Annotated in this window: 16 protein-coding genes and 2 pseudogenes; 7 read left to right on the top strand and 11 right to left on the bottom strand. The window is 65.4% G+C overall.

Translation table 11 applies throughout. The features are described 5' to 3' along the window. The 4 genes and pseudogenes from BW39_RS28165 to BW39_RS28150 all read right to left on the bottom strand — a co-directional run. A pseudogene (locus BW39_RS28165) lies at window positions 1-669 on the bottom strand (DUF2628 domain-containing protein); the annotation flags it as partial. Window positions 670-832: 163 nt separating this feature from the next. Next, on the bottom strand, window positions 833-2,149 hold the full coding sequence (gene fahA, locus BW39_RS28160; protein WP_043825519.1) for a fumarylacetoacetase: 1,317 nt from the start codon (window positions 2,147-2,149) through the stop codon (window positions 833-835). A 75-nt stretch (window positions 2,150-2,224) separates the two neighbouring features. Next, on the bottom strand, window positions 2,225-3,043 hold the full coding sequence (locus tag BW39_RS28155) for a 3-hydroxybutyrate dehydrogenase (protein WP_043825518.1): 819 nt from the start codon (window positions 3,041-3,043) through the stop codon (window positions 2,225-2,227). Then, complete coding sequence (locus BW39_RS28150; protein WP_043825517.1) at window positions 3,040-3,783, bottom strand: GntR family transcriptional regulator; 744 nt, start codon at window positions 3,781-3,783, stop codon at window positions 3,040-3,042. Before BW39_RS28150 ends, BW39_RS28155 begins: the two co-directional genes overlap by 4 nt. Window positions 3,784-3,972: 189 nt before the next feature. On the opposite strand from BW39_RS28150, the gene BW39_RS28145 reads away from it, so the two are divergent. Further along, entirely contained in the window at window positions 3,973-6,216 is a 2,244-nt protein-coding gene (locus BW39_RS28145; RefSeq protein ID WP_043825516.1) for a hypothetical protein, read from the top strand. 72 nt (window positions 6,217-6,288) lie between these two features. Beyond that, window positions 6,289-7,404, top strand: a complete 1,116-nt coding sequence (locus tag BW39_RS28140) for a 3-deoxy-7-phosphoheptulonate synthase (protein WP_043825515.1) — start codon at window positions 6,289-6,291, stop codon at window positions 7,402-7,404. A 351-nt stretch (window positions 7,405-7,755) separates the two neighbouring features. Here the strand turns inward: BW39_RS28140 and BW39_RS28135 are convergent, their stop codons facing one another. From BW39_RS28135 to BW39_RS28125, 3 genes are all read right to left on the bottom strand, one after another. After that, the gene (locus BW39_RS28135; protein WP_043825513.1) at window positions 7,756-8,211 is read right to left on the bottom strand and encodes a PaaI family thioesterase; all 456 of its coding nucleotides are present in this window, start codon (window positions 8,209-8,211) and stop codon (window positions 7,756-7,758) included. Further along, window positions 8,204-8,671, bottom strand: a complete 468-nt coding sequence (locus BW39_RS28130; RefSeq protein ID WP_043825511.1) for a MerR family DNA-binding transcriptional regulator — start codon at window positions 8,669-8,671, stop codon at window positions 8,204-8,206. The genes BW39_RS28135 and BW39_RS28130 overlap by 8 nt, the downstream gene beginning before the upstream one ends. Window positions 8,672-8,754: 83 nt before the next feature. Further along, entirely contained in the window at window positions 8,755-9,537 is a 783-nt protein-coding gene (locus BW39_RS28125; protein ID WP_043825510.1) for an SDR family NAD(P)-dependent oxidoreductase, read from the bottom strand. Between the two features lie 66 nt (window positions 9,538-9,603). Between BW39_RS28125 and BW39_RS28120 the strand changes: the two genes are divergently transcribed. Further along, the gene (locus tag BW39_RS28120) at window positions 9,604-10,551 is read left to right on the top strand and encodes a LysR family transcriptional regulator (RefSeq protein ID WP_043825509.1); all 948 of its coding nucleotides are present in this window, start codon (window positions 9,604-9,606) and stop codon (window positions 10,549-10,551) included. A 162-nt stretch (window positions 10,552-10,713) separates the two neighbouring features. Here the strand turns inward: BW39_RS28120 and BW39_RS28115 are convergent. The 4 genes and pseudogenes from BW39_RS28115 to BW39_RS30725 all read right to left on the bottom strand — a co-directional run. Continuing rightward, a pseudogene (locus BW39_RS28115) lies at window positions 10,714-10,869 on the bottom strand (DbpA RNA binding domain-containing protein); the annotation flags it as partial. 579 nt (window positions 10,870-11,448) lie between these two features. Further along, entirely contained in the window at window positions 11,449-12,108 is a 660-nt protein-coding gene (locus BW39_RS28110; protein WP_200871554.1) for a DUF6680 family protein, read from the bottom strand. A 151-nt stretch (window positions 12,109-12,259) separates the two neighbouring features. After that, a complete protein-coding gene (locus BW39_RS31435; RefSeq protein ID WP_152547336.1) occupies window positions 12,260-13,084 on the bottom strand; it encodes a hypothetical protein in 825 nt (274 codons plus the stop codon). 610 nt (window positions 13,085-13,694) lie between these two features. Continuing rightward, entirely contained in the window at window positions 13,695-14,027 is a 333-nt protein-coding gene (locus BW39_RS30725; protein WP_034391018.1) for a helix-turn-helix domain-containing protein, read from the bottom strand. Between the two features lie 122 nt (window positions 14,028-14,149). On the opposite strand from BW39_RS30725, the gene BW39_RS28100 reads away from it, so the two are divergent. The 4 genes from BW39_RS28100 (at window position 14,150) to BW39_RS28085 (ending at window position 15,919) form a co-directional block, all read left to right on the top strand. Beyond that, window positions 14,150-14,542 (top strand): hypothetical protein, encoded by a 393-nt coding sequence (locus tag BW39_RS28100; protein WP_043825522.1) that lies wholly within the window; start codon window positions 14,150-14,152, stop codon window positions 14,540-14,542. 25 nt (window positions 14,543-14,567) lie between these two features. Continuing rightward, complete coding sequence (locus BW39_RS28095) at window positions 14,568-14,882, top strand: ArsR/SmtB family transcription factor (RefSeq protein ID WP_043825505.1); 315 nt, start codon at window positions 14,568-14,570, stop codon at window positions 14,880-14,882. Continuing rightward, a complete protein-coding gene (locus BW39_RS28090) occupies window positions 14,879-15,235 on the top strand; it encodes an SRPBCC family protein (RefSeq protein ID WP_043825503.1) in 357 nt (118 codons plus the stop codon). The genes BW39_RS28095 and BW39_RS28090 overlap by 4 nt, the downstream gene beginning before the upstream one ends. Before the next feature lie 78 nt (window positions 15,236-15,313). Further along, entirely contained in the window at window positions 15,314-15,919 is a 606-nt protein-coding gene (locus BW39_RS28085; RefSeq protein ID WP_013803771.1) for an ATP-dependent Clp protease proteolytic subunit, read from the top strand. The last annotated feature ends 170 nt before the right edge of the window (window positions 15,920-16,089 follow it).

Here is a 16,089-nt window from a genome sequence, read left to right as displayed (position 1 = left end):
GTTGGGGGCCTCGCCAATGGCTTGCAGCGTGTGGCGGCGCACATGGTGCCAGTACAGGGCATTGGCGCCCAGGCCGGGAATGGCAATGGCCAGCAGGATCAGCGTGGCATCGATGCCGTGGGCAATCGCCGGGGGCAGGCCCAGCGCGGGGCGCAGCAGCAGGCCCCAGACCAGGCCCGTGCCGCCGGCGGCCAGCGCATAGAGGCCACCCTCTTGCCACAGCCCGCGCAGCCCGCACCATGGCAGGGTGAACAGGCCTGCGGCCAGGTTCCAGGTAGGCAAGGGCTTGCCCAGCGCGTCGAAGCGCTCGAACAGGCGCAGGTAGTAGTCGCGCGAGGGTTCGCCAATCAGGCTGGCGTACAGGCCCGGCATCAGGCCGGTGCCCTGTCCGCCCGTGAAGCTGGTGACGCCGGCATGTGCGCCGGCGCCTGCCCGCTCGTTGGGGGCAGCGGCGTCATCGCCGTGCTGCAGCGCATAGGCTGCGGCAGCGAAGGCGCTGGCTATCGAGGGCGGCAGTTTGCTGGGGCTCTTGGGAGAGTCGGCCGTGTCGGGCCTGCTGGCACTGCCGGGCTCGGCAAAGGCGGGCTCCTGCCGGGCAGGGGCCGCCTGCCTTCCGAAGTCGATGGTGGCGGGAGGTGCTGAGATGGCGTCTTCCGATGGGGCGGGCATGTCAGCAATTGTGTCATGCACTCATGGCTGTCGGAATCACGACATTCGGGCGGATCGATCGGGTGAATCAATCGGGCAGATCAATCGCGCAGATCAATCGCGCAGATCAATCGCGCAGATCAATCGGGCCGCTCCATCGGCCCCGATCGATCTGCCTTTGCCATCAGGCCTGGCGCGCGGGCAGCACGGTGGCGCGGCACTCGCCGAAGCCGATGCGCGCGGCGCCCGGCTTCTCGCACCAGCCGCGCAGGATCACGGCATCGCCATCCTGCAGGAAGGTGCGGCTCTCGCCATTGGCCAGGGCCACGGGCTTCTTGCCGCCTTCGGTCAGCTCCAGCAGCGCACCGGCCTCGCTGGAGGTGGGGCCGGACAGCGTGCCCGTGCCCAGCAGGTCGCCGGGCTGCAGGTCGCAGCCGTTGACGCTGTGGTGGGCCACCAGCTGGGCCATGGTCCAGTAGGCGTGTCGGTAGCTGGTGTGGGTGATCTGCTGGGCGGCCTGGCCTTCGGCGCGCATGCGGCCGGTCTCCAGCGCCACGCTCAACTGCACGTCGAACGCGCCGCGCTCGGAATTGGCGGCCGAGCTCAGGTAGGGCAGGGGCTGGGGATCGGCGGCGGGCCGCGTGAAGGCCGTGCGGTAGGGCTCCAGCGCCTCCAGCGTCACGACCCAGGGCGAGACCGTGGTGGCGAAGTTCTTCGACAGGAAGGGGCCCAGCGGCTGGTACTCCCAGGCCTGGATGTCGCGCGCCGACCAGTCGTTGAGCAGGCACAGGCCGAAGATGTGGTTCTCTGCCTCGTCCATGGAAATCGCCTCGCCCCAGGCGTTGCCCGCGCCGGTGTAGATGCCCATCTCCAGCTCATAGTCCAGGCGTGCGCAGGGCTTGAGCGCGGGTGCGGCGGCGTCGGGCGCCTTCAGCTGGCCCATGGGGCGGCGGAAGTCCACGCCCGACACGCGCAGGCTGGACGCACGGCCGTGGTAGCCAATCGGCACCCACTTGTAGTTTTCCATCAGCGGGTTGTCCGGGCGGAACAGCTTGCCGACGTTGGTGGCGTGGTGCACCGAGGTATAGAAGTCCGTGTAGTCGCCGACCTGGGCCGGCACCGTGTACTCCACGTCGGACTGGGCCACCAGGCAATCCTGCAGGGCCGCCTGCGCGGCAGCGCCTTCGCGCAGCGCGCGCGACAGCGCCAGGCGCAGGGCCGACCAGGCGGCCGGTCCCATGGCCATGAAGCCGTTCAGGCGCTGTTGCGAAGCGGCTTCCAGCTGCGGCTGCACGGCATCGCCCAGCGCCTTGAGGGCGCTGGCACGCGCCAGGTCCAGCACCTGGTCGCCAATGGCCACGCCGCCGCGCCAGGCCTCCTGGCTGCCTGCGCGGCGGAACACCGCAAACGGCAGGTTCTGGATGGGGAAGTCGCTGGCGCCGGTATTGGCCGAGGCCACCCAGCTGCGCAGACCTGCGTCATGGGTTTCGTTCAAGGACATCTGTCTCTCCTGGTTGGGTTTGTCTGTCGTTGGTATGAAAAGGGGTTTGGCGGGGCAGGGCGAGGCGTGGCCGGCTCAGGCAGCGGCAAAGCCGCCGTCCATGTTCCAGTGTGCGCCGCGCACCTGGGCGGCCTGCTCGCTGGCCAGGAAACCGGCCAGCGCCGCCACCTGCTCCACGGTCACGAAGGCCTGGGAGGGCTGCTTGGCGCCCAGCAGCTGGCGCGCCGCCGCTTCGGCATCCAGCCCTTCGCGCGCTGCCAGCGCATCGATCTGTCGTTGCACCAGTGGCGTCAGCACCCAGCCGGGGCAGATGGCGTTGCAGGTCACGGGCGTGGTGGCGAACTCCAGCGCCACCGACTTGGTCAGCCCGATCAGCCCGTGCTTGCTGGCCACATAGGCCGGCTTGCGCGCCACGCCCACCAGCCCGCTGACCGAGGCGATATTGATGATGCGGCCCCAGCCGCGCTCCAGCATCTGCGGCGCGCAGGCCTGGATGGCGTGGAAGGGCGCCGAGAGATTGACGGCCAGCAGCTCGTCCCACTTGCCGGCCGGGAATTCGAGCAGCGGGCTCACATGCTGCATGCCTGCGTTGTTGACCAGGATGTCGATGGGCCCCAGCTCGGCCGCAATGCGCCGGGCCAGCGGGGCGATGGCGCTGGCGTCGCGCAGGTCCAGGCCGTAGTGGCGCACCGGCACGCCATGCGTTTGGGCGATCTCGCGCACCAGTGCATCGGTCTCGGCCGATGCGGCGGCCTGGCCATGCAGCGCGATGGCTGCGCCCTCGCTGGCCAGATGGCGCGCCACGGCCAGGCCGATGCCGCTGGTCGAGCCGGTGATCCAGGCCACGCGGCCCACATGCGGGCGGCAAGCCGGGGAGGAGGGGGTGGGGTTCATTTCAGCAGATCCATTTCCATATGCACGTACTCGCTGAGAAAGCGCACCCGCGCCCAGTAGATCAGCAGCCCGTCGGCATTGCATGCCCAGCGCAGCGCCTGCATCAGCGGCGTGCCCAGGGCCACGCCCAGGTGCTCGGCGGCCAGTTCGTCGGCCGGCGCCACGCTCAGGTGCTGGCGCGCCACGGCAATGCGCGAGGGGTCGCTGCTCAGGGCCACGGCCAGGGAGCTGCGCTCCAGCTGGGCCTCGATCTCGGGGAACAGTTGCTGCTCCAGGTACAGCTGCGACAGGCAGAACCGCGCCGCGTCATGGTCGTACACGCGCAGCAGGTGCACGTAGGCGGGGGCCATGCGGCCCACGTCGGGGAAGCCTTCGGGAATCGGCGGCAGGCAGTCGCGCCCGGTGTGCAGGGTGATCTGGCCGATGTGGGCGCCAAAGGCCACCAGCTCCTTCCAGCTGGTGGGCAGCAGGAAGGACGGCGGCTTGTAGGGCGCCGCAATCACCCGCGTGCCGCCGCGCTTGCGCGTGAGCAGCAGGCCCTCTGCCACCAGGGCGCCCAGTGCCATGCGCACCGTGGTGCGCGACACGCCATGCAGCGCCTCCAGCTCCTGCACCGTGGGAATGGCGCTGCCTACGGGCCAGGCGCCCGTGGACACCTTGCTGCGGAACAGCCGCGCCAGCTGCAGGTGCAGCTTGTCCCGGCCTTGTTGAGGGGCCGATGCGGTGGAGTTGGAGGGCATGGAGGCAATAAAGTATCTATTCAGTGCTTTTATTTTCACACAAAGCGCCAGCCCTGACAGCCTGTGCTGACGCCCATCGTTGACAAATGTCTTCAATTGAGCAGGCCGAATGACTTTTAAACTGCGGCCCTTTTTCGGTTTTTCGTTTTCGTTTTTTGAATGTTGGCCAGAGCGGCCGTTGGGTATTTCATGCAGCAGCAACATGCTTGGGAGTTTTTTCGCGCCGGTGGAGTGGACCAGGTGGTCATCCGCACCGGGCAGGACATTGCGCACATCGGCGAGCTGGACCAGAAGCTGTGGGTGGCCCTGGCCTGCCCCACGCGCGGCATCGAGTTCGACAGCGACACGCTGGACCTGATCGACGAGGACAAGGACGGCCGCATTCGCCCGCCCGAACTGATTGCCGCCTGCCAATGGGCCGTGGCGCGCGTGCGTGATCCCCAGGTGCTGGCCGATGGCGGCGACGTGCTGCAACTGTCCAGCCTGGAGCGCGACAGCGAGCAGGGCGCCCTGCTGCATGCCGAGGCCGAGCGCATGCTGGCCCTGTCCGGCCAGGCCGGCGGCGCCGCGCTGAGCCTGGCCCAGGTGCGCGAGCGCCTGGCCTCCCTGGCGGCCATGCGCTTCAATGGCGACGGCATCGTCAGCCCCGCCACCGCCGGGGACGACAAGGCGCTGGCCGCGCTGGTCGAGCGCATCGGCAAGGCCTATGGCACGGCGGCGGGCGCCGATGGCGTGGCCGGCATCGCACGCAAGCAGGCCGAGTCCTTCTATGCTGACCTGCGTTCCCTGCGCGACTGGCATGCGGGCGCCGAGGCCCTGGGCTGCGGCATTGCCGAGCGCGACCAGGCCCTGGCCGCGGCCCGCGCCGTGGACGCGGTGCAGGCCAAGGTGGACGACTTCTTCGCACGCACGCGGCTGGCCGCCTTCGACACGCGCGCGCAGGACCCGCTCAACCCCTCCATCGAAGGCTATGCCGCCCTGGGCCGTGAGGTGCTGGACAGTGGCGCCCAGGCCATTGCCGCCTTGCCGCTGGCCGCCGTGGCGGCCGACCGCGCGCTGCCGCTGGCCCAGGGCGTCAACCCCGCCTGGGCCGGCGCGCTGCAGGCCCTGCGCGAGCAGGCCGTGCAGCCCGTGCTGGGCGAAGACCTGCAGGAGATCACCGCCGCGCAGTGGGAGCAGGTCAAGGCCGCCCTGCAGCCCTGCCGCCAATGGCTGGCGGCCCGGCCCGCCACGCCGCTCGATGCCCTGTCGCAACAGGAGGTGCAGGCGCTGCTGGACGGCGGGCAGGAAGCCGCGCTGCTGGACCTCATCGCCCAGGACGAGTCCGAGAAGGAACACAGCCTGCAGGCCGTGGCGCTGGAAAAGCTCATCCGCCTGCAGCGCGACCTGCTGGTGTTGCTCAACAACTTCGTCTCGTTCAGCCTCTTTTACCGGCGCGAGGGCGCGGCCTTCCAGGCCGGCACGCTCTACCTGGATGCGCGCAGCTGCGACCTGACCGTGGAAGTGAGCGACACCGCCGCCCACGCCGCGCTGGCCGGCCGTGCCAAGACCTGCCTGGCCTACTGCGAGCTGCGGCGCGAGGGCAAGAAGAAAGCCATCGTCGCGGCCTTCACGGCGGGCGATGTGGACTTTCTCTTCGTCGGCCGCAACGGCGTGTTCTATGACCGCGCGGGCAACGACTGGGACGCCACCATCGTCAAGCTCATCGAGAACCCCACCAGCATCGGCCAGGCCTTCTTCCTGCCCTACAAGAAATTCCTGCGCATGGTGGAGGAACAGGTGGCCAAGCGCGCCTCGGCCAAGGAAGAGGGCGTGACCGCCAGCCTGGGCACGCAGGCCGGCCAGCTGGTCACGGCGCCCGGCACCGCTGCGGCCAACGCCACAGCCGCCACGGCTGCGGCCGCATCGCGCAAGACTGATGTGGGCACCGTGGCCGCCCTGGGCGTGGCCCTGGGCTCCATCAGCGCCGTGCTGGTGGGCATCTTCGGCAAGTTCATCGACCTGGGGCCCTGGATTCCCGTGGCCCTGGTCGGCCTCATCGCGGCCATCTCCGGGCCCAGCATGATGATTGCCTGGCTCAAGCTGCGCCAGCGCAGCCTGGGGCCCATCCTGGACGCCAGCGGCTGGGCCATCAACGGCCGCATGCGCATCAACCTGCCGCTGGGCCGCAGCCTGTCGCAGACCGCCAAGGTGCCGGTGGGTGCACGGCGCACGGCGGGCGACCCCTATGCGGAAGGCAACGGCCTGCGCAACACCCTGGTGGCGCTGGCCGTGGTGGCCTTGCTGGCGCTGATGGCCTGGCGCCTGCACTGGGTCGATGGCCTGCTGCCCGCCGGCTGGCAGTACGGCGCGGCACCGGCCGCTGTGCCGGCCGTGCCAGAGTCCGCGCCTGCAGCGGCACCGGCACCGGCACCTGCAGCGGCGGCTCAGTAAGTCGATGCCAAGGGGCGGGCAAGCCACTTGCCCCGCCCCGGTCGGGAAACCTCAAGGCGCGACAATAGCGCCATGACCACCCCCACCCACGTACAACGCAGTGCCGTGCCCCTGAGCACGCACGACACCACCCGCATCGACGACCTGCGCATCAAGGCCGTGCGCCCCCTGATCACCCCGGCCCTGCTGCAGGAATGGCTGCCCGCGCCCGAAGCCGCGCAGCAACTGGTGGAAACCAGCCGCGCCGCCATCTCGGACGTGCTGCAGGGCCGGGACGACCGGCTCATCGTCGTCGTCGGACCCTGCTCCATCCACGACCACGACCAGGCCATGGACTATGCGCGCCAGCTCAAGGCCCAGGCCGACGCCCTGGCCGGCGAGCTGCTCGTGGTCATGCGCGTCTACTTCGAGAAGCCCCGCACCACCGTGGGCTGGAAGGGCTACATCAACGACCCGCACCTGGACGGCAGCTTCGCCATCAACGAAGGCCTGGAAATGGCCCGCGCCCTGCTGCTGGACGTGCTGGCCCTGGGCCTGCCCGTGGGCACGGAATTCCTGGACCTGCTGTCGCCGCAATTCATCAGCGACCTGGTCAGCTGGGGCGCCATCGGCGCGCGCACCACGGAAAGCCAGAGCCACCGCCAGCTGGCCAGCGGCCTGTCATGCCCCGTGGGCTTCAAGAACGGCACGGACGGCGGCGTCAAGGTGGCCAGCGACGCCATCCAGGCGGCCAGCGCGCCCCACGCCTTCATGGGCATGACCAAGATGGGCCAGTCCGCCATCTTCGAGACCCGCGGCAATGGCGACTGCCACGTCATCCTGCGCGGCGGCAAGCAGCCCAACTATGGCGCCGAGCATGTGCAGGCCGCCTGCGCCCTGCTGGAAGGCGCAGGCCTGCGCCCGCAGGTCATGATCGATGTCTCCCACGCCAACAGCAGCAAGCAGCACCGTCGCCAGATCGACGTGGCGGCCGACGTGGCCCAGCAGATCGCCGGTGGCGATGCCCGCATCACGGGGCTGATGATCGAAAGCCACCTGCAGGAAGGGCGGCAGGACATCGTGGACGGCCAGCCGCTGGCGCATGGCGTGTCCGTGACCGATGCCTGCATCAGCCTGGAGCAGACCGTGCCTGTGCTGGAGCAGTTGGCTGCGGCGGTGAAGGCTCGGCGGGCGAAGCTGCGGGGGTGAGCTTTTAAAGAGAGGGTGTCCGCCTGGGAACTGTTTTTCTGACCCTGCCGGGCGGTTCCTTTTCGAGGCCGGGTCTCGGCCCGGCGGCCGACTGCCCTTTCTTGATTCGCCAAGAAAGGTCAGGTCAAAGAAGGCGACCCGGATGTCCGCGACCCTCCGCTTCGCTGAGGGCAACCTGCGTCGTGGCGGTTGCGGGGTTTGCCGCAGAACTCGCTTTGCGCTTCGCGCGCCGCTCAAACAACTGCGGCAAGTCAGTTGACAAAGCAGTCCTGTCCTTCGGCAGGACTGCAACCCCGCAACCGCCACGACGCAGGCGCTGACATACGGGGTGGGGAGGCGGCGGGAGCGCCCTCAGGCCCGCGCTGGCCTGGGCTCCAGATTGCGCGCCGTCCCCAGCCAGGTAGCGCAATGCGTTTCATGTCCATCCTCGGCCACCGCGTACAGGTCGGCTGCGCAGATGCTGAGCACGCGGCCGGCATCCACCACGCGGCCGCGCGCCCGCAGATGGGTGCCGCGTGCGGGGGCGAAGAGCTTCACGCTGCCGTCCACCGTGGCATTGGCCCAGCCAGCAGGCAGCAGTGACCCTGCGGCCGACACCGCCGCAAAGTCGCCCAGCGCAAAGATCGCCGTGGCCTGCAACTGGCCCGGCTGAAAGCACAGGGCATCGGCAATGGGCATCTCCAGCTCGGTGGCGCCGGGCTCGGCCCGCACAAAGCGCAGGCCCAGGGTGCGCGCCATGGGCATGGCCAGCACGGCGTTCTGCAGCGCCTGGGCGGATGGGGTGGGGTGGGTGGTCGGCTCAGTCATGGCTTGTCTCCTTGGTGGTGGGTGAAGCGGCGCGGCGCACGCGCGGCCAGGGCGCGGCGGGTTTGTCGGGGGGGCTGGCTGGGGCCGGTGCCGTCTGCGCCAGATCCCGCTCGGCTTGGCGGGCGCGCAGCCACTGCACATGGTCCAGGGCCTGGGCGCGCTGGGCCTGCAGCGCGGCGATCTGCTCGTCTATCTCCTGCACGCGCTGCTGCACGGCATCGGCCAGGTCACCGGGACCTATGCGCCCCGCACGCCAGGCGCGCAGGTTCTCCGCAATGCGCGGCAGCCCGAACCCCAGCGCGCGGGACATGGCGATGAACACCACCTCGCGCCGGGCCGAGCGCGGATAGTCGCGGTAGCCATTGGGCAGGCGCCGGGGCTTGAGCAGGCCCGCGCGCTCGTAGTGCCGCAGCGCGTGAATGGAGACGCCCGTGAGCTGGGCGAGTTCGGAGATCAGCATGTGCCAAGGCTAGCAAGGCTCGTGCTGGGCTAGGGTTGAGGAGGTGACAGGTTTTTTCTATCGCTGTCTCTTGGCAGTCGTCTTCAAGTCGGCTGCGCTGCAGGCCTCATCACGCGCGCCGTGAACCGGGCCATGAACTCGCGCGTGGCAACGCGGGCGCCCAGGGCCGTCAGGTAGTTGGCGCAACCGTGCACCACCGAGGCGCGGTTGTCGTCGAAGGCTTTCAGCCCGAGGCGAACCACGTCTTCGCTGGACGCTTTTTTCCCGAAGGATGCGGCCTCGCCGGCGCGGGCGAAGAACGCCGTGTCGGTAGCGCCCGGGCACAACGCCAGCACGCGCACGCCGCGCGGCCGGTACTCGGCCCAGAGCGCTTCGCTGAACGAAAGGACGAAGGCCTTGGTCGCGGCGTAGACCGCCATGTACGGGACCGGCTGAAACGCTGCCGTGGAGGCGATGTTGATGACGCCGCCCTGGCGCTGCTCCAGTGCGGGGAGACACAGGTGCGTCAATTCCACCAGGGCGCCCACATTCAGATCGATGGCCTCCCGCTGCATGGCCAGCGCCAGTTCATCAAACCTGCCGTGGGTGCCGAAGCCCGCGTTGTTCACCAGCAGATCCGGCAGCAGGCCCCTGGCGCTGACGGCATCGAAGACCCGCCGGGCCGCCCCGGGTGCGGCCAGGTCCTCCACCAGGAATTCGGCGCCGGGCAATTCGCTGGCGAGCTTTTCGAGCCTGTCGCGGCTGCGCGCGATCAGCACGACTTTGGCGCCACGGCGGGCAAGCTCCCTGGCAAATACTTCGCCGATGCCCATGGAGGCACCGGTCACCAGGACGGTTTTCTGGGAGAAATCAAAAGGGGTTTTCATGCACTCGAGTATTGCGACGGGGTGCCCGGCTGGGAATGGGCAGCGCTGGTAAGCTGATTTGCATTCATGAAAAACCAACCGCCCACCACCTGGGATGACCTGCGCGTGCTCCTGGCGCTTCACCGCCACCAAAGCCTGCTTGCCGCAGGCGCGGCCCTGGGCCTGTCCACCTCCACCGTCGCGCGGCGCATCGAGGCGCTGGAGCAATCCCTGGGCCGCGCCCTGGTACACCGCAGCAGCGCAGGGACGACGGTCGAGCCCGATGCAATGGAGCTGGTGGAGCTGGCTGAGCAATTCGAGCTGGGACTGGGCGGCATCAAGCGCGACGACCGGCCCGCTGAGAAGGCCCATGCGTTGACCGGCACCATCCGCGTCAGCATGGGCGAGGGCTTCGTGAAGCCCGTTACCGCCGTGCTCTCGCAGTTGAGAAGCGCGCACCCCGGACTGCATATCGAAGTGGCCGTGGAGTCGCGCTTCACGGATGTCGGGCGGCGCGAAGTGGACGTGGCGCTCAGGGTCGGGCGCTCCAGCTCGGCCGTGGTGGTGGAGAAATGGGCGGGGCAACTGACGTTTGGCCTGTACGCCTCGCACGGCTATGTCGAGCAGCGCCTGCCGGGTCGCCACCTGCGCGTGCAGGACTTTGCCAGCCACGACTTCGTGGGACAGGACCTGGCCACCGGCCGGCAGGACGCCTCCAACCTGTGGCTGGCCAGCCGGGGCGCCACCCGATTCGTCTTTCGATCCGGCTCCGACCTGGCCCGCCAGGAGGCCACGGAGCAAGGTCAGGGCATCTGCCTGCTGCCCGACGCCATGGCCCATGCCGTGCCCGGCCTGGCACGGCTGGAGGTGGACGCGCCACTGCCGTCCTGCCCGGTGTACCTGGCCTATCACCGCGACCGCCGCAACGTGCCGGGCGTGCGGGCGGTCATTGACGCGCTGGGTGTGGCGCTGGCCGATGGGCTGCAGCCGTCTGCAGAAAAAGCCAAAGCGGCCAACCCTGCCGCGCAGTCATGACAGGCCCGGTCTTTCCTGCCCTTTCAAGGCGGGGGCGCGGACGACGTACCCGGTGAGCAGCCAGGACGATCATTGGTCGTTGATCCCAACGAACCATGAATGGGCCGTGGCTGGCGCGAAACGACCCGTTGTCGTCGCTCGTGCCTCGGCGCCTGCAACCCCTCAATCCTTGAGCAACCGCGCCTTCACCGTTCGCCCCTTGATCTTCCCGCTATTGAGCCGGGCAACCACGTCATGCGCAATCTTGCGGTCCACGGCCACATGGGTTGCGAACTCGTTGATGTCGATCTTGCCCACTTGCTCGCGGGTGTAGCCGAGCCGCTCAAGATTGGCGAGCGTCGCAGGCGAAAGCGCAAGTTTGTCGAAGGAATGGGGGGGGGAGGCCGAGGGTGCAGTCATGGCGGCATTTTGGTTTTGGCGCTCTCAAGACCGAGGTGTGGCACGTTGGTCACTGAGAAAGAACAGGGGCTTGCTGGGCCATTGCCGGCATGTGCGAGAAGACGGGAAGCGGGGTGCTAAAGCCATGGAGGGCACGAGGTCTGCCATGGGGCTGCCGGCGATGGCGTCGGGGTCGTCGTGGCTGCGCACGCTCGGATCACTGCCCTGGGCAGGTTCAGGCTCGGTAGCTGTCGCTCGTTGCGCATCTGATCGCAGATCGCAATCAACCTGAAGCTGCCGGCCAGCAGTCGGCTGGCGACCCTGAGTCACTATTTGCGCAGCTAGTGCCGATGACAGCTATGCAGCGATAGCTGTCGTCCAGACTTGGCCGTCGAACGCGCACTATCGGCCAAGAGCTGCCGGTGCCGGTGGCCGCGAGTAAAAGCGGATGCTCAACGTTTGACATGAGAGGTGTGACGCGGCTTGCCGAGGCATATCCTCTCGATAGAAGGGTTAGAACTACTCGCCACCCTTTTTGACCTCGACTCGGAGCACTCCAGTTTCAAGGGCATTGCCGACGTTTTGTATTGCCGCTTTGTTTGCAGCGAGTGCATCTTGATCGATCGGAAAACCCACTACGTCCATCTTCAATGCGTGCTTACCAGCAATCAATGACAACGTAGCGCGGCGAAGTTCGGCATTTTCAGTCTCTATCTCACCGTGGGCGATCGGCGTGTATGCACCTCTCTTGAGTTGCACCCGATCAAACGCATAGCCAATGTCTTCCGCAATGGCATACAAAAGATTCACGAATAGTTCATCGCTTTGTGTTGCCCAGTGCTGGATGGCATGGTCATCTGCTCGATTGTTTAGGTGATCGAGATATTCTTTCCAAGCGTCGAGTACGCGTTGTTCCTTCTTGCTGCGGCGTTGAATACTAAGGGTTCGCTCGCCGTAGAAGACCAAGTCAATCATGTTGAGAGCTCGGACGTGCTCGCCTGATACTCGAGATGCTCGCGTGGCCATGAGTTGCTCGAACAGGCGAGCCTTCCGTGTGCGCCTTTCTCGATATGCCTCGATGGCCTTCTGTGCCTGAACGGCCAAGATGGGGCCGAGAACTGTGGCGGCGACCACCCACCAGTCTTTTAGTTCAAGGTTGAAGTACGTAGTCGGTTCCATAAGTAGTTCTAATGCTCGCAGTAAGCCGCGCCGGAGCGACGCGAAGGAAACCAATAGCGTAGCTGTTGACGTCGGCTTGACCAACCAGTTAGGCTGGTAGCGGATGCTCGAGCTATTACGTTAACTATGGTGTCGCACTTGACAAGTGAGTTCAATCATCTTCATGCGCATTTTCTGCCATAACTTTATTATGAGCATAGTAATGTTTGAGATCTACTATTTCTACATTTTTTTCTAGAAGCTCTTCCAGTTCAATGGTGACTTTTGCATATGAGTCGCCACCATAACTCCCAATGTAGACATCCTCGTCTTCTCCTGCCTCACGCTGAGGTGTCCAATATTGAATGCCATCAAATCCATATGGGATAATGGTGCGAAGTAGGTGAATTTTGTTAGAAAATGGCAATTGATGGTTAATGGATATAATCCATTTCGACGGCGCTCCATCATTAATTTTGCCGAATATTTCGGCCAGAGGTATATCAGCTTCTCGGAGTGCTTCACGCAATTCTTTGAATCGAGGGTGGATCTTGTTTAATGCCACCAACCAATCAGACCAGTCCAGCGCTTCTGAGTTGGCCGGTATCGGGTCGGGTGTGTTTAGTGAAGGTTGATTTTTTGCGTGGTTTATTAAACGGGCCAAATCTCGCTCAAGGACATCAATTTTGGTATCTTGTGCTGTATTCTTGTCAACACGAACGACGGCTGTTGTTTTCTTGCTTAAGTACTCTGCATAGTAGGTATCTTCTTGCAATTCGGCTCTAAAGCGAGTCTGAAGTACAAACAAGGCCAGGAGAAATATAGGAACATTTGCTATTGCGGAAATTACTAATGCTCTACGTTCCCAGTCATTAGCGCCAAGTTGTACGGCAGCAACTAAGAAGCTGACATTGGTAAGAACCAGACCGACAAGCCACGCTGCTAGCAACTGGATAGGCTTTGTAACCTTGTGTGGCTCGATCCGCTGTTCTGTCATAGTAAATAATTCCAATAGGCCTAACGCAATGTAGACCGTGCCAAACCGCAGGCCATATCTGGCGCATGCAGTCCGAATTGCCACGAAAAACCGCAGAAAGAGGCTTGCTGCTTACCTCGATGCCGCGCATTTTATATGGAAGTACAGATCAAAATCCAGTCATGACCCCCCCCGCCCCTCCTGAGTTGCGCGACACACGGTTGCTGGACTAGGTCCGTGAGTGAATCTGTCATAAACACTATAGCCTGCTCACTGAGCAAGCCTATGTGCAATGGGTGCACATATTTGTGAAATGGACCGACTTAAGGCATCCACGAGCCTTGTGGAGCCAGAAATCGAAGATTTTCTGGCCATCATGGTTGAATGACGACTTTGGAGCTTCTAGCTGGATGGCGGCTCGGGTCGAGAGCCGGCGTCTAGTTGTCTACGCTGAACGTTGGCAACCAGCATGAAGCCGCCGCTCAGAAGTTTGCCGTGGGCGGCCTCTCATAGCCGTTTGCTGTCGTCTGAGAAGAGCGGCCTCCCTCGAGGATATCGATACGCAGCCAGTAATCTCTTACCGCCCAATCCTGCCGACATCCCGTCATAGCGGCTGCCCAGGCGTTCACCCCTACCGCCCAGCCACCAAACCCAATACAGCTTTTTTCGCCTGCGCCCGACCGCCGCGAGCCAGCTTGCTCCATGCCAGGATCACGTCGGCAAGATCATCGTCCTCGCAATAAAGGTAGGCAGTCGGCACGCCCAGCACTTGCGCAATCCGGTTGGAAATATCCAGAGGTGGCTCATGGACGCCAGTTTCATATCTGCTCATCCGAGCACTTGCCGTTGTCTCATCAAGACCGACGGCAACCCCCAACTGATCCTGCGGCATCCCGGTACGCAGCCTTGCCTCGCGCAGGCGTTTGCCAAATAGGCTGGAGGGTGGCTTGGTCCGTGGAGGCATCCTACGATAGTCGTAGGGTGTATTGATTTCGTCTCTACGAAATTCGTAGAATGAAACGGCGCTTCACGCGGTCGATTTCCGTGTGCCTGTTGTTCGACATGATCCAAGCCCTGGGAGCCGCCATGGATGAACACAACCTCATCACCTCACCCCAACCCAAACTCGACGACCTCGCCATCGACGCCGTCCTGCACATGGGCGCCGCGCTGGATGTGCTGGACCTGCACGCTCGCCACAACATCACGGCCATCAATTGCGTCTGCCGGGACCTGCTGCGCATCTACTACGTGAAGGCCGATCAGGCGCAGTCGCTGGAGCCGCAGGACGCGGAATTGCTGGGCCTGCTGCACGACACGGCGGTGGACCTGGGATATGCCATCGAGGTGGTGGACCACCTGAATGGCGACGAGGCGGATGACCCCATCCTCTATGCCGTGAGCTATCTGCTCAAGGCGGCCAAGCGGTTTGCGGATGAGGGCGTGGCGGCGGGATTGGCGTGCGGGGCTTGCGTTTGAAATAAGTGGTTGCTAAAGTGTCGCCATGCCCGAGAACGACATCTTCAAGGCCCTGGCCGACCCTACGCGCCGCTCCATCTTCGAGAAGCTGGCCGCTGGCAGCATGCATGCCAGCGCGCTGCGCGAGGGGATGGAGATCAGCCAGTCGGCCATGTCCCAGCACCTGGCCGTGCTGCGCAACGCGGGGCTGGTGAGCGAGCAGCGGCAGGGGCGCTTCATGCATTACGAGGTCGATCCCGAAGGGCTGGCGCTGATTGCGGGCTGGCTGGCGAAGTACCGCGCCTACTGGCCGCAGCGCGTGGATGCACTCAAGGGCTTGCTCAAGGACATGGACCAATGAACAAGATGAGCGATATGGACACCGGCGATGCGGCCCGCGAGCTGGTGCAGGAGTACGCGCTGGACGCCCCGCCCGAGAAGGTCTGGCGCGCGCTGAGCATTCCCGAGCTGCGCGCGCAGTGGCTGCCGGGCACCGAGCATGCCGAGCCGCTGCTGCAGGTGCCGCAGCAGGAACTGCGCCTGCGGCTGCGCGAGGCGGAGCCGCCCTTTCTGGAAAGCACGGTGGACCTGCAGATCAGCCCCGGCGCCGATGGCGGCACGCTGCTGCGCATCGTCCATGTGCTGACCGATGCGCGGCTGCAGCCCGCCAGGGAAGCGGCCAACGACGGCGGCTTCCTGATGTACGCGACCTGAAGCACTGTCCGGGCAACGGGGCATGCGGCGCAAGGCAGCAGCCCATTCTTTTTCACCACCACAGACAGGAGTTCGCCCATGCGCGAATCGATGATGCTCGTCCCCATGGTTGTCGAACAGTCGGCGCGCGGAGAGCGGTCCTTCGACATCTACTCGCGCCTGCTGCGCGACCGCGTGATCTTTCTCAACGGCGAGGTCAACGATGCGGTCTCTGCCCTGGTCTGCGCGCAACTGCTGTTCCTGGAGGCGGAGAACCCCGACAAGCCCATTCACCTCTACATCAACTCGCCGGGCGGGGTGATCACCAGCGGCCTGGCCATGTACGACACCATGCAGTTCATCAAGTCACCCGTGCACACGCTGTGCATGGGCACGGCGCGGTCCATGGGCTCCTTCCTGCTCATGGCCGGCGAGCCCGGCCACCGCATGGCCCTGCCCAACGCCAGCCTGCACGTGCACCAGCCGCTGGGCGGCGTGCAGGGCCAGGCCTCCGACATCCGCATCCATGCCGAGGAAATGCTGCGCACCAAGGACCGCGTGACACGCCTGTACGCCCAGCACTGCGGCCGCAGCTACGAAGAGGTGGAACGCGACCTGGACCGCGACCGCTTCATGACCGCAGAAGAAGCCCGCGAATGGGGCCTGATAGACAAGGTTCTGGACCGGCGCACAGTAACCCCCTGAGCCGCAGCGCCAGCGAGCGGCTGCCTTTCTCCCCAATCCCGTATGTCAGCGCCTGCGTCGTGGCGGTTGCGGGGTTCGCCGTGAAACTCTCTTCGCGCTGCGCGCTACGTTCAGACATCACGGCGAGTCAGATCACGAAGCAGTCCTGTCCTTCGGCAGGACTGCAACCC

It is taken from the genome of Delftia sp. RIT313, assembly GCF_000632165.1.
In the GTDB taxonomy this organism is placed as follows: Bacteria; Pseudomonadota; Gammaproteobacteria; order Burkholderiales; family Burkholderiaceae_C; genus Comamonas; species Comamonas acidovorans.
This window is presented reverse-complemented; position numbering and strand designations above follow the sequence as displayed.

Coding starts and splice junctions, on each gene's coding strand:
- fahA (WP_043825519.1), bottom strand. CDS start 2,149: ATGTCCTTGAACGAAACCCATGACGCAGGTCTGCGCAGCTGGGTGGCC.
- BW39_RS28155 (WP_043825518.1), bottom strand. CDS start 3,043: ATGAACCCCACCCCCTCCTCCCCGGCTTGCCGCCCGCATGTGGGCCGC.
- BW39_RS28150 (WP_043825517.1), bottom strand. CDS start 3,783: ATGCCCTCCAACTCCACCGCATCGGCCCCTCAACAAGGCCGGGACAAG.
- BW39_RS28145 (WP_043825516.1), top strand. CDS start 3,973: ATGCAGCAGCAACATGCTTGGGAGTTTTTTCGCGCCGGTGGAGTGGAC.
- BW39_RS28140 (WP_043825515.1), top strand. CDS start 6,289: ATGACCACCCCCACCCACGTACAACGCAGTGCCGTGCCCCTGAGCACG.
- BW39_RS28135 (WP_043825513.1), bottom strand. CDS start 8,211: ATGACTGAGCCGACCACCCACCCCACCCCATCCGCCCAGGCGCTGCAG.
- BW39_RS28130 (WP_043825511.1), bottom strand. CDS start 8,671: ATGCTGATCTCCGAACTCGCCCAGCTCACGGGCGTCTCCATTCACGCG.
- BW39_RS28125 (WP_043825510.1), bottom strand. CDS start 9,537: ATGAAAACCCCTTTTGATTTCTCCCAGAAAACCGTCCTGGTGACCGGT.
- BW39_RS28120 (WP_043825509.1), top strand. CDS start 9,604: ATGAAAAACCAACCGCCCACCACCTGGGATGACCTGCGCGTGCTCCTG.
- BW39_RS28110 (WP_200871554.1), bottom strand. CDS start 12,108: ATGGAACCGACTACGTACTTCAACCTTGAACTAAAAGACTGGTGGGTG.
- BW39_RS31435 (WP_152547336.1), bottom strand. CDS start 13,084: ATGACAGAACAGCGGATCGAGCCACACAAGGTTACAAAGCCTATCCAG.
- BW39_RS30725 (WP_034391018.1), bottom strand. CDS start 14,027: ATGCCTCCACGGACCAAGCCACCCTCCAGCCTATTTGGCAAACGCCTG.
- BW39_RS28100 (WP_043825522.1), top strand. CDS start 14,150: ATGGATGAACACAACCTCATCACCTCACCCCAACCCAAACTCGACGAC.
- BW39_RS28095 (WP_043825505.1), top strand. CDS start 14,568: ATGCCCGAGAACGACATCTTCAAGGCCCTGGCCGACCCTACGCGCCGC.
- BW39_RS28090 (WP_043825503.1), top strand. CDS start 14,879: ATGAACAAGATGAGCGATATGGACACCGGCGATGCGGCCCGCGAGCTG.
- BW39_RS28085 (WP_013803771.1), top strand. CDS start 15,314: ATGCGCGAATCGATGATGCTCGTCCCCATGGTTGTCGAACAGTCGGCG.